This is a genomic window from Citrobacter sp. C6_1, assembly GCF_014596835.2.
GTDB classification, from domain to species: domain Bacteria; phylum Pseudomonadota; class Gammaproteobacteria; order Enterobacterales; family Enterobacteriaceae; genus Citrobacter; species Citrobacter pasteurii.
In genome coordinates this window covers 2,680,328-2,699,280 of record NZ_CP115031.1, presented here as the reverse complement: position 1 = coordinate 2,699,280, position 18,953 = coordinate 2,680,328, and the positions used below count along the sequence as shown (strand labels likewise).

The following is an 18,953-nucleotide window of genomic DNA, read 5'->3' as shown; positions in this document are numbered from 1 at the left end:
GCAACCGATTATAACGGATACTTAACCTCAAGCGTGAAGTCAGTACATATTTATTACATATAAAGATTACTCGTCTTTTTGTCCCGGATGTTGGCGGCCGAAAACAACTTCCATGCGCGCTCCGCCCAGCAGACTGTCGCCAGCGATAATCTGCCCGTCATATTGCTCGGTGATCTCACGTGCGACGGCCAGGCCCACACCTTGCCCGGGGCGTAAGGTATCCACGCGCTGACCGCGGTCGAACACCACTTCACGTTTACTGCGTGGAATACCGGGGCCGTCATCTTCTACCACAATGTGCAGATGATCTTCTGTTAATTGCGCTGAGATCTCGACAAATTCCAGGCAATATTTACAGGCGTTATCCAGGACGTTACCCAGCACTTCGACGAAATCGTTCTGTTCACCCACAAAGCTTATCTCAGGCGAAATGTCGAGATTAATGTTAACCCCTTTACGCTGGTACACCTTGTTTAATGCAGAGGTCAGTTTATCCAGCAACGGTGCAACCGGATGCAATTCCCGGCTGAGAAGGGCGCTACTGCCGCGCATGCTGGCACGATGCAGATAATAGCCAATTTGCTGTGAAATACGGCTAATTTGCTCCAGCATGACGGGTTCAGCATCGCTTACGCTCATTTTCTCATTACGCATTGAGCGTAGCGTGCTTTGCAATACGGCCAACGGTGTCTTCAGGCTATGGGTGAGATCCGTTAACGTGGTACGGTATTTATCGTAGCGCTCACGTTCGCTCTTTAATAAGCGGTTGAGGTTGCGCACCAGACTGGTGAGTTCACGCGTGGTGGCAGGATTAAGCATCTCGCGATGATGTTCTTCAAGCTCACGGACTTCGCGCGCCAGTGATTCGATAGGTCGCAGGCTCCACCAGGCCGCCACCCATAACAGCGGAATGACCAGCAACAGATTGGCGACCAGCACATATATAAACCAGCTCCAGACCATATATGAGCGTTTGAGCTCAATAGGAATGGTATCAACAACCACAATGGTCAGTTGTGGCATCCTGGCGGTGGCAGGGTAGATGTTCACCGCCACGGAGTGGGTCATTTCAGCGTTATCGTCATCTTCTCTGACTTCTCTTAGCTTCTGTTGCGCCGAATGATCTTCGCGCAGCAATGTACTGGTGGCGTCGACATTGGCTTCAATCTCATGAAAACCATTTGTCTTTAGCCAGTCTGGGTGAATACGTTGTACCAGCCAGGGAACGTCGCGTTGGGCCCAGAGCAGTTTACCGTTTTCATTATAAATCAGCGACATTGTAGGGCTTTGCATATCGAGATTTTCAGGTAGCTCGACATTGATTTTGCCGTTTTCCCATTTGGCCAGTGTATAGAACAGATTACTTTCGCCACGCAGCAGACGAAATGTTGTTTTATCAAAGCTGACGCTATAGCCAACCAAAGCCACCATGCCATAAGCCAGCGAGAGGACCAGTACAACGCCTGCGGTTGCCAGCAAAAAGCGCAGCCGCAGCGATAACGGGAAAAAATGACGCAGTAATTTATTCATTAGCGCAGTTCAAAAAGATAACCCTGCCCACGTACGGTGGTGATCACTTCATGCGGATATTGCGCCTGAATTTTTTTACGCAGACGTCCCATCAGGACATCAATGGTGTGACTTTCACGCAGTTCGGCATCCGGGTAGAGCTGTAACATAAGCGAATCTTTACTAACGACTTTGCCGCTATTACGGATCAGCGTTTCCATAATGGTGTATTCGAAAGCCGTAAGTTTGATCACTTCATCGTTCACGGACAGTTCGCGGCGAGAAAGGTCCACCTGAAATGGCGGAAGCGAGATTATCTGCGAGGCCAGGCCACTATTGCGGCGCATCAATGCCTGCATTCTTGCAACCACTTCTTCAATGTGAAACGGTTTGGTGACGTAATCATCTGCACCGGCACTGAGCACTTCCACTTTGTCCTGCCAGCCTTCACGGGCAGTTAATACCAGAATGGGCAATGAAACGTCATTACTGCGCCAGCGGCGGATCAGTGATAGTCCGTCTTCATCGGGGAGCCCTAAATCGACGATCGCAATATCCGGCAGGTGTTCATTAAGAAAATAGTCTGCTTCCTTTGCATCTTCTGCATCATCCACCTGGTGGCCTAAATCCTGGAGCTGAACCTTAAGGTGGTGGCGTAATAATGCATTATCCTCAACAACCAGCACGCGCATCATTGTTTCTCCCTAAATTCATGGTACGAATAGTTTAACGCTGATTATGTGGCAGTGGGGATAAACATTTAATAAACCGGGGGAAGGGATGTTAATGCGGCGATAAAAAGCCGGAATCGCTTACGCTTATCCGGCTTCTGTTCAGCATCTGGCGGAGTGCTGATTACTTCAGTTCATCAACCATGATGATGGCGCGACCAATGTAGTTGGCCGGTGTCATCGCTTTCAGGCGGGTTTTCTCGTCTGCCGGCAGGGCCAGACCGTCGATAAACTGCTTCATGCCTTCAGCGTCAACGCGCTTGCCACGGGTCAGTTCTTTCAGTTTCTCGTACGGTTTTTCAATGCCATAGCGACGCATTACGGTTTGAATCGGCTCAGCCAGAACTTCCCAGTTGTGATCCAGTTCATCCAGCAGGTGATCGCGGTTTACTTCCAGTTTGCTAACCCCCTTCAACGTAGACTGATAGGCGATCAGCGCATAGCCGATACCCACACCCAGGTTACGCAGAACGGTTGAGTCTGTCAGGTCACGCTGCCAGCGGGAAACCGGCAGTTTGCTCGCCAGGTGCTGCAGAACCGCATTGGACAGACCCAGATTACCTTCGGAGTTTTCGAAGTCGATCGGGTTAACTTTATGCGGCATGGTCGAAGAACCGATTTCACCCGCGACAGTTTTCTGCTTGAAGTGACCCAATGCAATGTAACCCCAGACGTCGCGATCGAAATCGATCAGAATGGTGTTAAAGCGGGCGATGCAATCAAACAGCTCGGCAATGTAGTCGTGCGGCTCAATCTGCGTGGTGTAGGGGTTCCACTGGATGCCCAGCGAGGTGACGAACTCTTCGCTAAACTGATGCCAGTCAACTTCCGGGTAAGCAGCGATGTGGGCGTTATAGTTACCCACTGCACCGTTGATTTTACCGAGGATTTCAACCTGGTTGAGCTGGCGATACTGACGTTCCATGCGGTACGCCACGTTTGCCATCTCTTTGCCCATTGTTGATGGGGTGGCAGGTTGGCCGTGAGTACGGGAGAGCAGAGGAATATCGCGATATTCAACTGAAAGCGCGGTGATGCCATCAATCAGTTGACGCCAGTACGGCAGTACCACTTCGTCACGTGCGGTTTTCAGCATCAGCGCGTGAGACAGGTTGTTGATGTCTTCTGAGGTGCATGCGAAGTGGATAAACTCGGAAACGGCGTGCAGTTCCGGGATATCCGCCACTTTTTCTTTCAGGAAATACTCAACTGCCTTCACGTCATGGTTGGTCGTACGCTCAATGGTTTTGATACGCGCAGCATCTTCTTCATTGAAGTTAGCGACGATCGCATCAAGGTAACCGATTGCGTCGGCAGCAAAAGCAGGAACTTCCTTGATCGCTGCGTGCGCGGCCAGTTTTTGCAGCCAGCGTACTTCAACCTGTACACGGAATTTCAGCAAACCGTATTCGCTGAAAATCCCGCGCAGCGCGCTGACTTTATCGCCGTAGCGTCCATCGACAGGGGAAACGGCGGTCAGTGAGGATAATTCCATAGATCACAACTCCGGGGTTAAATGAGCAAGAATTTGTTTTGCCTGAGTCGTCAGGCGATTACGAGAAAACATGAGTTGCAGACGGCCTCCACCAACCTGATGCCAGAGCACGGCAGCGCGAATGCCAGCCAGCAGCGAAGCGCGAACCTTAGCCTGAACCTGCGGGCTCTGGAGAATGGCCGGAGAACCCGTAACCTGAATACGCGGGCCGAGTGGGCTGATGACGTCAACATAAATGCCTGCCATCGCACTCATCAGCGTTTCTGACTGCAAATCAAAATGGTCCAGTTGGCGCTGCAAGCCGTTGATACGGTCTCCCAGCGTGTCCATAGCGCCTTTGGCGGCTGAAAGCTTACGCTCCAGCACCATCAGGCTTAATGTATAGCGGGTAAGTTCCGCGTTCAGCCCCTGACGACTGCTGGCGTTGAGCACGCCGAGCAGTGTTTCCAGGCCGAGACGCAGGTTGGCCTCGCTGCCGCCAAACACACCCAGCGTAGAGCTGGGATTCATGTCAATGACGCTGTTCAGTGAAACGTGTAATGCATCGGCATCACAATGCCCCTGGTGCGCCAGTTCTTGCACCAGGCGTGCCGACTGACAAATGCCTGCCAGGGCGAGGGTGATGTCATAATAATTCTTTGCCACGTTCACTGCTTCCTTGTATCAAATGTGTAAATAATTATACCGGCAGAGGCAGACGCTGCTCGATAATACCGCCGCCGAGGCACACTTCACCGTTGTAAAAGACCGCCGACTGACCCGGTGTTACCGCCGCGACGGGTTCGTCAAAACTCACTTCAATACGTTCAGCATCCAGCGCTTTAACGGTGCACGGAATGTCGGTTTGACGATAGCGGGTTTTCACTGTGCAGCGCATGGCGCCGGTGAACGGTTGACGGTCGACCCAATGTAATTGCTGTGCAATCAGGCCAACGGACATCAGGCGCGGGTGTTCATGACCCTGAGCCACAACCAGAATGTTGTTCTCGACGTCTTTATCCACGACATACCATGGATCTTCGGTACCTTCTTTTGTTCCGCCAATACCCAGACCTTTACGCTGACCCAGGGTGTGATACATCAGCCCCTGATGCTGGCCAATTTCTTCACCGTCAACGGTAATGATCTTGCCGGGTTGTGCCGGCAGGTAACGACCGAGGAACTCGCGGAATTTACGTTCGCCGATAAAGCAAATACCGGTGGAGTCTTTTTTCTTCGCAGTAACCAGACCCAGATCTTCGGCAATTTTACGGACCTGTGGTTTTTCCAGTTCACCTACCGGAAACAGGCTTTGTGCGATCTGCTCATGACCGAGGGTATAGAGGAAGTAGCTCTGGTCTTTGTTACCATCGAGTCCCCGCAGCAGGCGGCTTTTGCCGTCCACATCCGCGCGACGCACGTAGTGGCCAGTAGCAATGTAATCGGCACCTAAATCTTCAGCGGCAAATTCGAGGAAGGCTTTAAACTTAATTTCTTTGTTGCACAGAATATCCGGGTTCGGCGTACGACCCGCTTTGTACTCTTCAAGGAACAGTTCAAAGACGTTGTCCCAGTATTCTGCGGCAAAGTTGACGGTATGTAGCTCAATGCCGAGTTTGTCACAGACAGCCTGCGCATCCGCAAGGTCGGCGGCCGCTGTGCAATATTCCTCGCCATCGTCCTCTTCCCAGTTCTTCATGAACAGGCCTTCTACCTGATAACCCTGTTGTTGCAACAGCCAGGCAGAAACGGAGGAATCGACACCGCCGGACATGCCGACGATCACTTTTTTTGGGCTTTCAGACATAGGAATACTCACGACATTGAACTTCAAGGCGGCATATTCTAGCACGCAGCCCCTTACTTGACACCCTCTGTAAACGGCCAGTTAAATTCACCGATCATCGCCAGCGGGTAGCGTTGTCCGCTCTGATAGCAGCGAATACTCTCGGCAACCAACGGTGAGCGCAGGTTTGGCGCGCAGAGAACCTCTTCTGCGCTGACCCAGCGACAGCAGTCTATATCGCTGTCATGAGGTTCGGTAGCGCACATATTGGCAAGCTCGATAGAAAACAGAAAACGTAAAAAGGGCGTTTTGTCTGGGGCAATCCATTGATGCATTCGAATGAAATGCTGTGGCTGCGCGTGGATACCTGTCTCTTCCCATAGCTCGCGAGCGGCGGCCTGCACCAGGGTTTCATCGGCTTCCAGGTGCCCGGCGGGTTGATTCCACAACGCTTTGCCGTTGATGGTTTCCTCAACGACTAAAAACTTATCTTCTGCATGCACAATGCAGGCAACGGTGACGTGCGGTTTAAACATACCTGTTCCTTATACAGTTGCATCCCGCCATTGACCATTAGCGAGATTGTCCAGCGTGTAATTCCCCATCGCATAACGAATTAACCGCAGTGTAGGAAAGCCGACGTGTGCTGTCATGCGACGTACCTGACGATTGCGGCCTTCATATAAGGTGACTTTCAGCCAGGTGGTAGGGATATTTTTCCGCTCCCGAATAGGTGGGTTTCTCGGCCACAGCCATGCGGGTTCCTCTGTTACTTCAATACCTGCGGGCAGTGTGGGGCCGTCGTTCAGCGTTACGCCGGTGCGCAGAGCGTCCAGCGCTTCGGGTGTTGGCTCGCCTTCCACCTGAACATAATAGATTTTCCCCGTACGTTTGCCGGGTTGCGTCAAGCGGGCCTGCAGCGCACCGTCATTGGTCAGCACTAAAAGCCCTTCACTGTCGCGGTCAAGTCGGCCCGCAGCATAGATTCCCGGCACGGGAATAAAATCTTTTAACGTTTTGCGTCCTGCTTCGTCAGTAAATTGTGGCAAAACATCGTAGGGTTTATTGAACAAAACCACGCGTTTTGGCTGGTTTTCTTTACGCTGCCTGGTGACTTGTCGTGAGCTGAATCGCTCAACCCGGTGATTTCTAAAAGAAGTTTTTTGCATGGTATTTTCAGATTATATCAATTGCCGCATTATAGCCTAAGAACGAGTGTCTTTCATGGCGGCGAACATTAGGGTAGTATTGACATGCTCATTACAAAACATTAACAAAAAGTTGCTCTAACGCATTCGTGCAGCAGGACGCAAACGCACATGCAGCGCGATGACAGACGAGCAGAACCAGAAGCGCTCGAAGGAGAGGTGAATGGAAAGCAAAGTAGTTGTTCCGGCGGAAGGTAAGAAGATCACCCTGCAAAACGGCAAACTCAACGTTCCTGAAAATCCGATTATCCCGTTCATTGAAGGCGACGGTATCGGCGTTGATGTAACCCCACCGATGATCAAAGTTGTCGATGCTGCTGTCGAGAAAGCCTATAAAGGCGAGCGTAAAATCTCCTGGATGGAAATCTACACCGGTGAGAAATCCACCCAGGTTTATGGCCAGGACGTCTGGCTGCCTGCTGAAACCCTTGATCTTATTCGTGAATATCGTGTTGCCATCAAAGGCCCACTGACCACCCCAGTTGGCGGCGGTATTCGCTCTCTGAACGTTGCACTGCGTCAGGAACTTGATCTGTACGTTTGCCTGCGTCCGGTTCGTTATTACCAGGGCTCCCCAAGCCCGGTTAAACATCCTGAACTGACCGATATGGTCATCTTCCGTGAAAACTCAGAAGACATCTATGCGGGTATTGAGTGGAAAGCTGACTCCGCTGATGCTGAGAAAGTGATTAAATTCCTGCGCGAAGAGATGGGCGTGAAGAAAATCCGCTTCCCGGAACATTGCGGTATCGGTATCAAGCCGTGTTCCGAAGAAGGGACCAAGCGTCTGGTTCGTGCAGCGATTGAGTACGCCATCGCTAACGATCGTGATTCTGTTACCCTGGTTCATAAAGGTAACATTATGAAATTCACCGAAGGCGCGTTCAAAGACTGGGGTTACCAGTTGGCGCGTGAAGAATTCGGTGGTGAACTGATCGATGGCGGTCCGTGGGTTAAAATCAAGAACCCGAAAACCGGTAAAGAGATCGTGGTTAAGGACGTTATCGCCGATGCGTTCCTGCAACAGATCCTGCTGCGTCCCGCTGAGTACGACGTTATCGCTTGTATGAACCTGAACGGTGACTACATTTCTGATGCTCTGGCAGCACAGGTTGGTGGTATTGGTATCGCACCGGGTGCCAACATCGGTGACGAATGTGCGCTGTTCGAAGCAACCCACGGTACTGCACCGAAGTACGCAGGCCAGGATAAAGTGAACCCAGGTTCCATCATTCTGTCTGCAGAAATGATGCTGCGCCACATGGGTTGGGTAGAAGCGGCTGACCTGATCGTTAAAGGTATGAGCGGTGCGATCAACGCGAAAACCGTAACCTATGACTTTGAACGTCTGATGGACGGCGCTAAGCTGCTGAAATGTTCAGAGTTTGGTGACGCGATCATCGAAAACATGTAATCCAGATTCTGGGTTGTGTGAGAACGGGAGCCGGGTGGTTCCCGTTTTTTTTAATGAAATTCGATGGCGATTAATACAGCTATAAACCTGCCGCGGCTCGAAGCGAATATAGGGTTTACCACCCCAGATTTGTATTTTATACCCTCATGGTATTTGTGATTAGTGTTGGCGAACACAAATTGATATTTACGCCTGGCCTGTGCTGTAAGTTCAATGGGGCGGTTCTTGCCAGGATATCTCTACCCAGCAAGCAATCATATTTTTTATGGATGAGCAGAAAAAACAGATCCTGGTGATTCATTGCGCGGCACACATTCGATGAGGGGGCGAAGCCTCGGTTGGAAAAATAATATCCTGCCGTTGCTCGAAAAAATAGACCTTTATATTTATGTGTGTTTATTTTTACCGCCTGAACAGGCGGCTTATTTTTTGTACGGTAGTAGCGAAATTTACTGTGTCTCAAATAACAGTAATGGCCTTTTTTAAACAATACCAAAAAATAAAATTAGGTTAACTCTTTGATTTTAATGAATTAAAAGATGAGTGAGCTTGCATTATCAATAATCGCTGGGCTGCATGTGTAAATAGCATAATAACTAAATTATAATTCTCTTACATTCGATAGATTGGTGAGGTTAGAATGCGGTTAACTGTCATGCTGTTAAGCTTTGTCGTCACTACCCAGGTCTGGGCTGGTGAACTTTCCAAGCCTGTCGGTAAAGTCCTTTTAACAGTGTCCGGTAATATAGAAAATACCAATGAAGATGGGAAAGCTGTTTTTGATATCACCAGTCTCGAGAATCTGGGCGCGATAAGTTTCCAGACCTCCTCACCCTGGTATAATGGACGCACTACCTTTACGGGTATCTCACTGCAAAAGCTCATGGATTATGTCGGGGCAAAAGGTTCTGTTGTTAAGGTCACTGCGCTCAATGACTACACCACCGTTATCCCGCTCAGTGATTTCAAGAAATATAATGTTATTCTTGCTCTAAAAATCAACGGAGAATATATGCGCATCCGTGATAAAGGCCCACTATTCATCGTGTATCCCTATGACAGCATTCCTGAACTGAATAATCAGATTTTTTATTCAAGGTCAGCATGGCAGGTCAGCTCAATGAAAATTGAGTAGGGGTTCAGAGGACCATCATGAACAGAATACTGGCTGGCATTATATTTTTCCTTTTTATATCTACCGGATATATATCTTTCCTTGTGCACGAAAGACAACAAGAGTTACAGAAACTGACGCACTACACCGACTCATGGTCTGCTGTTCAAATGGTATCAGAATATTACCGATTTGAATCGTGGCTTGGTCTCTACATTAGTGATGATACGATAACGCTTGATGCTGTGCGTCTGCGTCTCGATATTATGCTCAGCCAGAGCGATTTAATAAAGGAAGGTGATTTAGGACATTATATAGAGAGCAATCAAGCGCATTATGAACTGGCTATACAGTTTCAAAAAATGCTTAATTATCTGGATGTTCATCTTGAGAAAATGAACCGTTCAGAACTCAAGGCATATTTGAAAGAAATGCATACGCTTGATGCACCGCTAGCCCGTCTTTCATCCGGTGCGTTAGATAAAGATGTTAGCTCGGTTAATAATACTAATACTAATATTCAAACCCTGTACTATATTTATTCAGCTACTTCAGTATTGCTTATAATATTGAGTGCGATACTGGGGATTCTGATTTTTTTTCAGAACAGAAACATTTTGAGAGCACATCTCCAGGTTAAGTGCCTTGCTGAGGAACTCCAGGAATCTAAAGAAAAACTGCAGATCCAGAATGCAAAACTGGAGTATGACGTCTATCACGACTCTCTCACCGAGATGAATAATCGCCAGTTATTCTGGGGGGATTTAAATAAAATCATCGAGATGGCAGAGAAAAACAATGACTCTGTGACGGTGATGTTGTTTGATTTAGATCGATTCAAAGAGGTAAATGATACGTATGGTCATGATGCCGGTGATATGTTATTACGCCAGATATCCCATCGTTTGATTTCTATGAGCCAGGGTTCAGACACGCTATATCGTTTAGGCGGCGATGAGTTTGCGTTTCTTTCGAGCGGTCTGACAGAGAGTCGTGCCGTTTCCCGAGCCCAAAAAATATGTGATTTTATCAACCAACCCTACACTATTTATAACGCAATTATAAATATAACCACGTGTGTTGGTATTGTTATCTCAGAAACTGAACGCCGTTCCGACTATCTTTATAAATTTGCCGATCTGGCGCTTTATGAAGCGAAAAATGAAGGCTCGGGTAAAATAAAAGTCTTCCGGCAGCGGATGTTAGAAAAGCTGCAAGAAAGCAGAACGCTTGAGCATGATATGGCAATGGCCATAGTGAATAAAGAGTTCGTGGTTTATTATCAGCCTATTGTCGATTCTTTCAGCCAGGAAATTTACAGCTATGAAGCCCTTATTCGTTGGATACATCCGCTAAAAGGACTTCTGTCGCCGGATAGTTTTATTCCTGTTGCTGAAAAAACAGGAATGATTAACGAGATGGGAAAATCAGTGCTTGAAATTGCTTGCAGGGAAGCGGCTTCCTGGGCGGTACCGGTTAAAATTTCAGTCAATGTTTCACCTGTCCAGCTAAGCAGCAAGGCCTTTGCCGGAATCGTGCTGTCCATTCTGAAAGAAACCGGACTTCCGGCAGACCGTCTCGAGCTGGAAGTGACGGAATCCTCTCTCTTTACGGAGAGCAATACGCCGATGAATACGCTTAACAAGCTCAGAGCCCTGGGAGTAAAAATCTCCATCGATGATTTTGGTACCGGATACTCTTCTCTTTCGCGACTAAGTCGGCTTGCCTTCGATAAAATCAAAATAGATAAGTCCTTTGTGCATTCGATATCTACACAGGAAGACGCCCTTAATATCATCAGGCTTATCACTGGTATGGCGAAATCGCTGAACATGAAAGCTGTTGCAGAAGGTGTCGAAACAGAGGAACAGCTGGCGAGCCTTCAGGCTCTGGGCTGCGACTTCGCGCAAGGGTATCTGTTTGGTAAACCGCAGCCGGGTATCAATGGGAAAATCAGAAACGGTTAAATAACGCCCGTTCCTCGTGCCCTGGTGATACGCTAAATCAGCGTAACGACAACGCACTTGCCAGCGCTAAGACGTTGGCAATTGCCGCTTTCGCTTGCGGACTGTTTTTCCAGCACGTCGAGCCGACCATCGACGCTGCTTGCTGGGTAATATCGTCGACAGTAGAGTTTTTGAGATCGGCAAGCGAGTGGAAACCAAGTTGCTCAAGCCGCTCGATGACTTTGGGGCCAACGCCTTTTAATGACAGAAGTGCCTGACGCTCAGTGGTTGAAAAGGGCATTGTCTCTCCTTACCTATGCGCAATACTGACAATCCGCTTACGAATACACACTGATAGCGGCCAGGCTATCAGTTATAGCCTGGCCAACAGAGGTAAGCAAAACTAGAACTGGTAGTTTAAGGATACCCAGTAGTTACGGCCCGGGTTGACGTATCCGGTCGTGGATTGTGCAGTCTGATAGTAGTCGCCCGCATAAGTACTATTGCGGCCGACCTGATACAGCGTGACGTCACTAAAGTCTTTATCCAGCACGTTGTTCACCGCCGTATTCAGCGTCAGTTCTTTGGTCAGTTTATAAGACATCCCCATGTCCAGAACGGTCCAGGCTTTTAAATTTGCACCTTTGTCGTCATACACCGCCTTTTGGACGGCGCTGAGGTTGTCGTAATTCTCCGTATAGCGTGGAGCCTTACCGCGGTAGCGAGCGCTCAGCCAGGCGTTCATATCTTCCGTTGCCTGCCAGTTCAGACGGGCGTTCGCCATGTGTTTCGGGGTATAACTCAGTGGCGCGCCTTTATTCTCGCCATCTTTTTGCTTGCTCTGGGTATAGGTGTAATTGAGAGATAAACTCAGCGAGTCCGACCACAGTGGGAATGTGCTGGCAAACTCGATACCATCGGTTCTTGCTTTACCGCTGTTGGTGTAGCTGTTGGTATTATCATCGATAGAATACGAAACGATTTTATTTTTGTATTCAGTATAGAAACCCGTGACGTTGGCGTTCAGCCCAGCGTCATTCTCATAGTAAAGCCCGGTTTCGTAACTGGTACTTTCTTCAGGTTTAAGGTTCGGGTTCCCGACGGTATTGACGGTTCCCTGTGCCGTTACGCCGCTGATGCCGTTATGAAGTTGGCTGAGCGATGGCGCTTTATAACCCGTTGTGACACCACCTTTGAGGGTCCACTCATCGGATACGTCCCAGACCATATAGGCACGTGGGCTGAGGTGCCCGCCAAAGACGTCGTTATGTTCATAGCGTGTCCCCACGGTTAAGGCCAGAGAATCGAGGATATGCCATTCATCTTCAGCATAGGCCGACCATGTTTTCTGGTGGAATGTCTCTCCGGTATTGGCCAGCACGACACCGTCCTTCATGCGGGCATCCCAGTATTCCCCCCCGAGAGTCAACAGGTGCGAGTCACCTAACGGCGTCAGCAGCATGGAATCCAGAATAACGTTGGTGTTCTTCAGTTCACGCGCGTCGCCAGCCCGGCTCGCGTTCTCTGGTGTCAGTGCCGAGGAGACCAACTGGCGGCCTTTGTTCTCGGTTTCATTCCAGCCCACAGAGGACTTCCAGGTGCCAAATGTTAATGCGGTATCGTGGCCGAGCGTCACTTTGTTACGTTCATAACGCAGCGTCTTATCATATCCGCCGGTCAGATTGCCAAGCTGTCCATCATCGTTATCGTAGCGTTGTCTGGCGGAATCGAGATCCAGCCACAACGTATTGCTGTCGCTGGTTTTCCAGTCCAGGCGAGTGCCGATATTGTAATTCTCAGATTCCGTAGGATATGGCACGCGGGTGGAAGAGGTATCACTCAGCGAAGTGACACTGGAGCCTTGACGCTGCGTGGTACTGCCGCGAACCTGCATATCCAGTACACCGGCGATCAATGGGCCGCTTGACCAGAAGTTGGCGACCGTACTGTTACCCCATTTATTACTTTCTTGCAGGTTAACGCCGGTATTAATGGACGTGCTCCATTTATCGGTGCTCTTTTTGGTGATGATATTGACGACGCCGCCAATGGCATCGGAACCGTATAACGTCGACATCGGACCGCGGATCACTTCAATATGGTCGATTGCTGCCAGTGGAGGCATAAAGCTGGTATTCATGGCCGAAAAGCCGTTCGGTGTTACGTCGCTGCTTCCATTTTGACGGATACCGTCAATCAAGAGCAGGGTATAGCTGGCGGGCATACCACGGATGCTAATTTCCAGACCGCCGGTTTTACCCGTGCTGCTTTCGACATCCACACCCTCCACAGAACGCAGAGCTTCACCTAAATCGTTATATTTATTGGTTTGTAACTCTTGCTGTGAAATAACGGAAACGCTGGCAGCCGCGTTGGTGATCTTTTTTTCGTAACCAGAAGCGGTTACTACCATCACGTCTTCAGCGAAGACAAAGGGGCTGGTAAACCCTATACAGGACAGAACGACAGAGGCAACAGGTTTTAAACGCATAGTCAAACTTCCTTTGTTAAAAATTCAAAGGCAGTAAGATAATTGATGAAAATGATAATACAAATAATTATCATTATATATTTACATAACTTGTCACTTACTGTGTCTTTCTTTAATAAATATACATAAATTGTCATGAATTTGAGGTAGGTAAAAACCGAAACGGGTGAATAGTTTTTCCTGCAACTATTGTTTCTTATTTAATATAAAGCCGAATAAATACGGTGATTTTGCTTAGCCACTTCAGTGAAGTGAAAGGTGAAAGTACCGGGTATTAGAAAGTCGTATGATGTTTTTTAAAAATCGTCATACTTTTCTGCGCTGTATCATTTTTTTCGGCATTACTGTCCGCCATAATCCCTTCCCCAGGAGACCGTCTAACGTAAATTGTTCGTTAAACGCGATAAAAATAACGTAAATCTGGATAAGAGAATGATTAAAGGCAAGCTGGCACTGCTGACGTGCGCACTGACTCTCGCATTAACCTCGCCACTCCTCGCTGCGCAAAATGCAGACAAAGGCCAGACGCTAAAACTGGCCATTGGGCCCGAGCCGACGGAGGGATTTGACCCGATGTTGGGCTGGAGTCATGGCAGCTATCTGCTGTTGCATGCACCGGTGTTAAAGCAAAATGCGGATATGAGCTGGGGAAACCTGCTGACGGAAAAAGTGGTGACCAGTGCCGACGGCAAAACCTGGACGCTGACGCTTAAGCCCGATCTCAAATTCTCTGATGGTTCGCCGCTAACGGCAGAAGATGTGGTCTTCACCTATAACAAAGCCGCAAAAAGTGGTGGAAAAATTGACATGGGGAATTTCACCCATGCCCGCGTGATAGATAACCGCACGGCAGAAATTACGCTCAGCCATCCGCAGAGCACTTTTGTGAACGTGCTCGGTTCGTTAGGTATTGTTCCGGCAAAACAATATGACGAAAAAACATTTGCCAAAAATCCGATTGGCGCAGGTCCTTACCGCCTGGTGAGCTTTCAACCGGGGCAGCAACTGATCGTGGAAGCAAACCCGTGGTATGCCGGTAAGAAGAATGATTTCAACCGGCTAGTGTTTGTATTCCTCGATGAGGATAACGCATACGCCGCAGCGCGTAGTGGCCAACTGGGACTGGTACGTATTGCGCCGTCGATGGCGGTAGCACCCACACAGCAGAATTTAAAACTGTGGGTTCGCGACAGTGTAGAAAACCGCGGTATTGTTTTCCCAATGGTTCCGGCTGGGAAGAAAGATGCTAATGGTTATCCGGTTGGGAACGATATTACAGCCGATATAGCTATCAGGCGTGCGATCAACTACGCCATTGACCGTAAGCAGCTTGCCGGGCAGGTTATGGAAGGTCATGCGATCCCCGCGTATAGCGCGGTTCAGGGGTTGCCATGGCAGGGGACTTCGGTGGCATTCAAAGATGGCGACGCTGAAAAAGCCCGGACGATTCTGGATCAGGCCGGCTGGAAGGTGGGCAAAGACGGAGTACGAGTGAAAGACGGTAAAGAGGCGCGTCTGACGTTGTGGTATGCCAGCGGCGACAGTACCCGTCGTGATTTAGCCGAGGCTGTGCGCGCCATGCTGGAGCCGGTAGGCATTGCAGTGTCGCTGCAGTCGGGTAGCTGGGAAACCGTTGAACGTCATATGCATGCTAATCCTACGCTGTTCGGCTGGGGGAGTCTGGATCCGATGGAGCTTTTCCATCACTACAGTGGGCAGGCGGCAGGTGTGGAGTATTACAACCCGGGCTACTACAGCAATCCGGTGGTCGAGCAACATCTCAAGCAGGCCATTGATGCACCAGACTGGCAAAAAGCGTTGCCTTTCTGGCAACAGGTTGAGTGGGATGGTAAACAAGGTGCAGGCGTAGAAGGGGATGCCGCATGGGCATGGCTGCTGAATATTCAGCACACCTATCTGGCGAATCCGTGCATTGATCTGGGCAAAGGTGCACCGGAAATTCACGGCAGCTGGTCATTGCTCAACAATCTTGATGAATGGACCTGGACCTGCCGTTGATGAAGTCTGTTTTAGGCCATGTATTACGGCTGATAGTGTTGTTAGTGCTGGTCGCGGCTGGCACTTTCATCTTGCTCAGCTTTTCACCGGTTGATCCAATCCGTGCCTATATTGGCAACGATTTGCTGCATGTTCCGCCGGAGCAATATGCACGTATTGCTGCGCGTTGGGGTCTGGATCAACCACTGTGGGAGCGTTTTTTCCACTGGTTCTTCCGCGTGCTACAGGGCGACCTTGGTTATTCGATGTTGTTTAATGCCCCTGTCGCCAGCGTGATTCAGGAGCGGTTTGCGACCTCGTTTGCGCTGCTGAGCGGAGCGTGGTTGGTTTCCGGTATATTGGGAACGACAATGGGGTTTGTTGCCGGCCGCTACCTGAACCGTTGGCCGGATAAGGCCATTTGCCGACTTAGCTATCTGCTTTCTTCCTTACCGACCTTTTGGATTGGCATGCTGCTGTTGGCGGTATTTGCGGTGCGCTGGCCGCTGTTCCCGGTCTGTTGTGCGTGGGAACCGGGAAATAACAGCGATATGGCAACGCTGACTGAACGTCTGCGCCATCTGGTTCTCCCTGTTTGCGCACTTAGCCTGCTGGGGCTGGGGCAAATTACGTTGCACACGCGGGAAAGTATCGCCAGCGTGATGAAAAGCGAATTTGTCCGCTTTGCGCGTTCGCAGGGTGACAAGGGGTGGTCTCTGTTGCGTCACCAGGTTCTGCGACACGCCATCACGCCAGCGCTATGTCTACAGTTTGCCTCGTTGGGCGAACTGTTGGGCGGTGCGTTGCTGGCTGAAAAAGTTTTTGCCTATCCGGGGCTGGGGCAGGCTACCATCGATGCCGGATTACGCGGTGACCTGCCGTTACTGATGGGGATTGTCTTGTTCAGTACCGTGTTGGTGTTTATTGGTAACTCTCTCTCGGCCTGGTTTGTCCATGTTTTGAATCGTGCGCTGGAGCGACCTGATGCTCTATAACCCGACGCCGACGCTTGTTCGTCTTCTGCTGTCCGTGAGCGGCCTGTTATTTATTGCAGTATATGGCGCGGCCACGCTGGATAATCCGTTGACCGTGAATCTTCTTGCTCGTCATCTTCCGCCTGATTCGCTGTACTGGTTTGGTACCGACAATCTGGGGCGCGACCTGTGGGTTCGTTGCTTTCAGGGGGCGCTAACCAGCCTGCAAATCGGCATTGGCGCGGCGCTGTGCAGCGGATTCATTGCGTTACTGATGGCGGCGACTTCCCGTTTGCATCCACGCCTGGATGTCGCCATGCGTCTGATCACCGATGCGATGTTGTCCATGCCGCACCTTCTGCTGCTGATTTTGATCTGTTTTACGTTGGGCGGTGGGAAAAGCGGGGTGATTATGGCGGTTGCGCTCACACACTGGCCGCGGCTGGCATTGATTTTACGTGCTGAAGCGGAACGCGTTGCCCACAGTGATTACCTGACACTCACCTGGCGACTGGGACATGGCCACTTTTACTGCTGGCGGCATCACTATTTACCTGCGCTATTGCCCCAGTGGTTAACGGGAACGTTGCTGATGTTCCCTCATGCGGTTTTGCACAGTGCAGCGTTAAGTTTCCTTGGCTTCGGGCTGGCACCCCACGAACCTTCGCTGGGACTGTTGCTGGCAGATGCGCTGCGGTTTATCAGTCATGGCGACTGGTGGCTGGTGCTGTTTCCAGGGCTGATGCTATTTCTCCTTGTGATGCTATTTGATCAACTTGCCCGGGCGGTACATCGTTTATGGTTGAGGGGTGATACATGTTGAGTTTGCGGCAGATGTCGCTGGAAGTGGCGCGTTATCGCTGGTACGGCGCAAAAAAATGGTCCTCGTTGCTGCAGGATGTTTCCTTTGATGTTGCGCCGGGCCAGATGGTGGCGTTAGTGGGGGGGAGCGGTGAGGGTAAGAGCCTGCTACTGCAATGCTTACTCGATCTGTTGCCGGAAAATTTGCGCTTTCATGGCAATATCACCCTTGATGGAAAAATGCTGGATAACAATGACATCAGGGCATGCCGTGGCAATACGTTTAGTTATGTTCCGCAAGGTGTGCAGGCGCTGAATCCGCTGCTGTCTATTGAAAAGCATTTACGAAGAGCCAGCCAGCTTTCCGGTCAGGCGTGGAATGCAGGGCAAATTGAACGCTTGCTCGAACGTCATCATCTGGAAACAACCGTGTTAGAGGCTTTCCCGCGTCAGCTTTCGGGAGGAATGACCAAACGCATTCTGGCGTGTCATGCCGCGCTCAGTCAGGCTCGTTATATCCTTGCTGATGAGATTACCGCCTGGCTTGATGCGCCTCTGGCAAATCAACTGCTGGAACAGCTACGCGGCCTGTGCGAGCGGGGCGCGGGCGTTTTATGGGTGACACATGATCTCACTCTGGCTGCACGTCACGCAGATCGCATTGTCGCGCTGCATCAAGGAACGGTGTCGGATAATGTCAGTCGGGAACAGCTTTTGCGCGGTGAAATTAGTGAACACCTGCAACGGCAATGGCGAGCGCTGCCCGAAAGAAATCAACTTTTTGGAGAGCGTTATGCTGTGCTGTCGTGATGTGTTCATTCGTCAGGGAGGTAAAATACTGTGGCAAAATCTCTCGTTCTCGTTGTCACCAGGGGAGCGCATTGGGATTTGTGCACCCAGTGGAACCGGAAAAACAACGCTGGGACGTGTGCTTGCGGGGTGGCAAAAGCCGACATCCGGCGACGTTCTGGTTGATGGCCAACCGTTGCCGCGCCATCAATATTGCCCGGTGCAGCTCGTACCACAGCATCCGGAATTAACCTTTAACCCCAGGCGGAGTACCGGTGATGCGGTTCATGATGCCTGGCGGCCAGATACAGAAACGCTTGCCCGACTGCATATTAAGCCGGAGTGGTTAACGCGTCGTCCCGGACAACTTTCGGGCGGTGAGCTGGCGCGAATTGCCATCCTGCGGGCGCTCGACCCGCGTACGCGTTTTCTGATTGCCGATGAAATAACTGCGCAGCTCGATCCCTCTATCCAACGGGATATCTGGGCGCTGCTGCTTGAAGAATGTCAGCGTCGGCCATTGGCTATGCTGATTATCAGCCATCAGCAGGCCCTGCTTGATCAGCTTTGTTCCAGCAAACTCATTGTAGCGTAAAATGAGACAAGGGCTTGCAGCTGGTCTATTGATTTAATTGGTGCGTTATATTATAACATTTCACTCGCAAATGATTTGAGGGTGAAATTTTGGCTATTTGTATTAAAAAATTGACAATAGCTC

The 18,953-nt window shown here is 50.1% G+C and carries 17 protein-coding genes; 8 read left to right on the top strand and 9 right to left on the bottom strand.

Annotated features, from left to right (window positions below; all coding sequences use genetic code 11):
• Positions 1-66 precede the first annotated feature (66 nt).
• From phoQ to rluE, 7 genes are all read right to left on the bottom strand, one after another.
• On the bottom strand, positions 67-1,530 hold the full coding sequence (gene phoQ, locus IB196_RS13190) for a two-component system sensor histidine kinase PhoQ (RefSeq protein ID WP_155020917.1): 1,464 nt from the start codon (positions 1,528-1,530) through the stop codon (positions 67-69).
• Positions 1,530-2,201: a two-component system response regulator PhoP gene (gene phoP, locus IB196_RS13185; RefSeq protein WP_005121074.1), complete on the bottom strand. Its 672-nt coding sequence runs from the start codon at positions 2,199-2,201 to the stop codon at positions 1,530-1,532. Before phoP ends, phoQ begins: the two co-directional genes overlap by 1 nt.
• A gap of 163 nt (positions 2,202-2,364) precedes the next feature.
• On the bottom strand, positions 2,365-3,735 hold the full coding sequence (gene purB, locus IB196_RS13180; protein ID WP_188232103.1) for an adenylosuccinate lyase: 1,371 nt from the start codon (positions 3,733-3,735) through the stop codon (positions 2,365-2,367).
• Between the two features lie 3 nt (positions 3,736-3,738).
• Positions 3,739-4,380: a high frequency lysogenization protein HflD gene (gene hflD / locus IB196_RS13175; protein ID WP_005120991.1), complete on the bottom strand. Its 642-nt coding sequence runs from the start codon at positions 4,378-4,380 to the stop codon at positions 3,739-3,741.
• A 34-nt stretch (positions 4,381-4,414) separates the two neighbouring features.
• Positions 4,415-5,521, bottom strand: coding sequence for a tRNA 2-thiouridine(34) synthase MnmA (gene mnmA / locus IB196_RS13170; RefSeq protein WP_155020953.1), 1,107 nt, complete (start codon positions 5,519-5,521; stop codon positions 4,415-4,417).
• 53 nt (positions 5,522-5,574) lie between these two features.
• Complete coding sequence (locus IB196_RS13165; protein ID WP_005120989.1) at positions 5,575-6,036, bottom strand: NUDIX hydrolase; 462 nt, start codon at positions 6,034-6,036, stop codon at positions 5,575-5,577.
• Between the two features lie 9 nt (positions 6,037-6,045).
• Positions 6,046-6,669 carry a 23S rRNA pseudouridine(2457) synthase RluE gene (gene rluE / locus IB196_RS13160; RefSeq protein WP_040233613.1) on the bottom strand — a complete coding sequence of 208 codons (624 nt, stop codon included), beginning with the start codon at positions 6,667-6,669 and terminating at the stop codon, positions 6,046-6,048.
• Between the two features lie 202 nt (positions 6,670-6,871).
• Between rluE and icd the strand changes: the two genes are divergently transcribed.
• The 3 genes from icd (at position 6,872) to IB196_RS13145 (ending at position 11,203) form a co-directional block, all read left to right on the top strand.
• Entirely contained in the window at positions 6,872-8,122 is a 1,251-nt protein-coding gene (gene icd / locus IB196_RS13155) for an NADP-dependent isocitrate dehydrogenase (RefSeq protein WP_005120987.1), read from the top strand.
• A gap of 640 nt (positions 8,123-8,762) precedes the next feature.
• A complete protein-coding gene (locus tag IB196_RS13150; protein ID WP_040233614.1) occupies positions 8,763-9,257 on the top strand; it encodes a molybdopterin-dependent oxidoreductase in 495 nt (164 codons plus the stop codon).
• A 17-nt stretch (positions 9,258-9,274) separates the two neighbouring features.
• Entirely contained in the window at positions 9,275-11,203 is a 1,929-nt protein-coding gene (locus IB196_RS13145) for a bifunctional diguanylate cyclase/phosphodiesterase (RefSeq protein ID WP_182290598.1), read from the top strand.
• A 37-nt stretch (positions 11,204-11,240) separates the two neighbouring features.
• Here the strand turns inward: IB196_RS13145 and IB196_RS13140 are convergent, their stop codons facing one another.
• Both IB196_RS13140 and IB196_RS13135 read right to left on the bottom strand, forming a co-directional pair.
• Positions 11,241-11,483 (bottom strand): helix-hairpin-helix domain-containing protein, encoded by a 243-nt coding sequence (locus IB196_RS13140; protein WP_040233617.1) that lies wholly within the window; start codon positions 11,481-11,483, stop codon positions 11,241-11,243.
• A gap of 102 nt (positions 11,484-11,585) precedes the next feature.
• On the bottom strand, positions 11,586-13,673 hold the full coding sequence (locus IB196_RS13135) for a TonB-dependent receptor (RefSeq protein ID WP_005120392.1): 2,088 nt from the start codon (positions 13,671-13,673) through the stop codon (positions 11,586-11,588).
• A gap of 432 nt (positions 13,674-14,105) precedes the next feature.
• Between IB196_RS13135 and IB196_RS13130 the strand changes: the two genes are divergently transcribed.
• Genes IB196_RS13130 through IB196_RS13110 form a run of 5 tightly spaced genes read left to right on the top strand, consistent with a single transcriptional unit; the run spans position 14,106 to position 18,830 of the window.
• Positions 14,106-15,692, top strand: coding sequence for an ABC transporter substrate-binding protein (locus tag IB196_RS13130; RefSeq protein WP_040233619.1), 1,587 nt, complete (start codon positions 14,106-14,108; stop codon positions 15,690-15,692).
• On the top strand, positions 15,692-16,666 hold the full coding sequence (locus IB196_RS13125) for an ABC transporter permease (RefSeq protein ID WP_040233892.1): 975 nt from the start codon (positions 15,692-15,694) through the stop codon (positions 16,664-16,666). The genes IB196_RS13130 and IB196_RS13125 overlap by 1 nt, the downstream gene beginning before the upstream one ends.
• Positions 16,656-17,468, top strand: a complete 813-nt coding sequence (locus IB196_RS13120) for an ABC transporter permease (RefSeq protein WP_040233621.1) — start codon at positions 16,656-16,658, stop codon at positions 17,466-17,468. The genes IB196_RS13125 and IB196_RS13120 overlap by 11 nt, the downstream gene beginning before the upstream one ends.
• Positions 17,462-18,256 carry an ATP-binding cassette domain-containing protein gene (locus IB196_RS13115; RefSeq protein WP_188232104.1) on the top strand — a complete coding sequence of 265 codons (795 nt, stop codon included), beginning with the start codon at positions 17,462-17,464 and terminating at the stop codon, positions 18,254-18,256. Before IB196_RS13120 ends, IB196_RS13115 begins: the two co-directional genes overlap by 7 nt.
• The gene (locus IB196_RS13110) at positions 18,240-18,830 is read left to right on the top strand and encodes an ATP-binding cassette domain-containing protein (RefSeq protein WP_040233622.1); all 591 of its coding nucleotides are present in this window, start codon (positions 18,240-18,242) and stop codon (positions 18,828-18,830) included. The genes IB196_RS13115 and IB196_RS13110 overlap by 17 nt, the downstream gene beginning before the upstream one ends.
• The last annotated feature ends 123 nt before the right edge of the window (positions 18,831-18,953 follow it).